The 1,513-nt window shown below is 75.3% G+C and carries 1 protein-coding gene and 1 pseudogene; both read right to left on the bottom strand.

What is annotated here, in order from left to right; genetic code table 11:
* Positions 1-565: pseudogene (locus DVA66_RS20295) on the bottom strand (hypothetical protein); the annotation flags it as partial.
* A partial coding sequence (locus tag DVA66_RS20290; RefSeq protein ID WP_332872900.1) for a glutamate ABC transporter substrate-binding protein occupies positions 562-1,513 on the bottom strand: 952 nt, incomplete at its 5' end. The pseudogene DVA66_RS20295 and the gene DVA66_RS20290, both read right to left, overlap by 4 nt.

The raw sequence follows: 1,513 nt of genomic DNA, 5'->3' as shown, positions 1-1,513 counted from the left end.
CCAGGTCGCGCAGCCGCTGCTGCAGCGCGGCCAGCCCCGCCTCGGCGCGCGGACGCAACCCGTCCGGCTCCAGGGCGACCTGGTCGCGGATCCGTTCCAGCTGGGCCCGCAGCGTCCGGACGCGCTGGTGCTGCTGGTCCAGGGCGGGGTCGAGCGCGAGCTGGGCCCGCAGCTGGCCGACCAGGGCGTCGGAGAGCCGGCAGGCCTCGGGCAGCGACACCTCCAGCCCGGTGCCGGCCGCGGCCGGGTCGACCGCGGTCTCCAGCCGGCCCCACACCAGCACCGCCAGCCGCTGGCGCTCCACCGGCCCGACCCGTCCGGAGTCCCAGGTGGCCAGCATCAGCTCGTGGCGTTCGGCGACCGCCTGCCACAGCGCCATCGCCAGCGCCACGTCGGGGCTCAGCCGCTCCCGCTCGGTCGAGCGCAGCACCAGGGCGTCGAGCTCGTCCAGCTCGGCCCGGCGGGCGCGCAGCCAGTCCGCCAGGGCGTCCAGGTAGGCCAGCATCGCCCCGGCCCCGACCGGCGTGGTGAGGCTCCCGGGGGCGGGAGGTGCGGTGGTGCTCACCGGCCGTAGACCTGACGAGGTGGGTCGGGCGCCTCGCCGAGGGAGGGACGCAGCCAGCGGTCGTAGCTGTCCTCCCAGCTGCCGTCGGCGATCCGGTCGGCCAGCACCCGGTTGGTGAAGGCGACGAGGTCGGTCTGCGCGGCGTTGAAGCCCAGACCGTAGGGCTCGTCGGACAGCGGCTCCATGTCGAGCACCTCGGCGTAGGGGTCCTGCACCACCAGCCCGGCGAGCACGGTGTCGTCACCGGTGATCGCGTCGACCTCCCCGGACTGGAAGAGGATCAGGCACCCGGTGTGGTTGGCGGCCGCGACCGCCTCGGCCTCGGGCAGCTCGGCGCGCAGCCGCTCGAGGCTGGAGGTGCCCTCCGGGGCGCAGACCCGGCGTCCGGCGAGGTCGTCGGGGCTCTCGATGCCGGAGCTGGTGCGGGCCAGCACCTTCTGCCCGGAGCGGTAGTACTCGGCGGAGAAGGCGATCGACTCCCAGCGCTCGCAGGTGATCGTCATGTTGCGCGCGACCAGGTCGACCTCGCCGGACTCCAGCACCGGGATCCGTTCGGTGGCGGTGATCACCCGCAGCTCGTAGGCGTCCTCGTCGCCGAGCAGCGCCTCGGCCAGCGCCTTGACCAGGTCGATGTCGAAGCCCTCGATCTCGCCGGTGGTGGGGTTGCGCGAGCCCATCAGGTAGGTGTCGGCCGAGACGCCGGCGACGAGCCGGCCGCGTTCGGCGATCTCGGCCATGGTGGAGCCCGCCGGCATCTCACCGGGCTCGGGGTTCGTCCGCGGCGGGTCGTAGCTGGCCAGCGGGTCCTCGCACTCCGGCGCGGCGGTCGGCGGGGCGGACGGGGCCGGGGTGGCGGTCGGACCGCCGGTCGGGGTCGGCACCGGGGTGGGCGCGTAGGCGGGCGCGCAGGCGGTCAGCAGCAGCGCGAGCACCGCCGTGGTCAGCCGG

The organism is Desertihabitans aurantiacus, assembly GCF_003344635.1.
GTDB lineage: Bacteria > Actinomycetota > Actinomycetes > Propionibacteriales > Propionibacteriaceae > Desertihabitans > Desertihabitans aurantiacus.
This window is presented reverse-complemented; position numbering and strand designations above follow the sequence as displayed.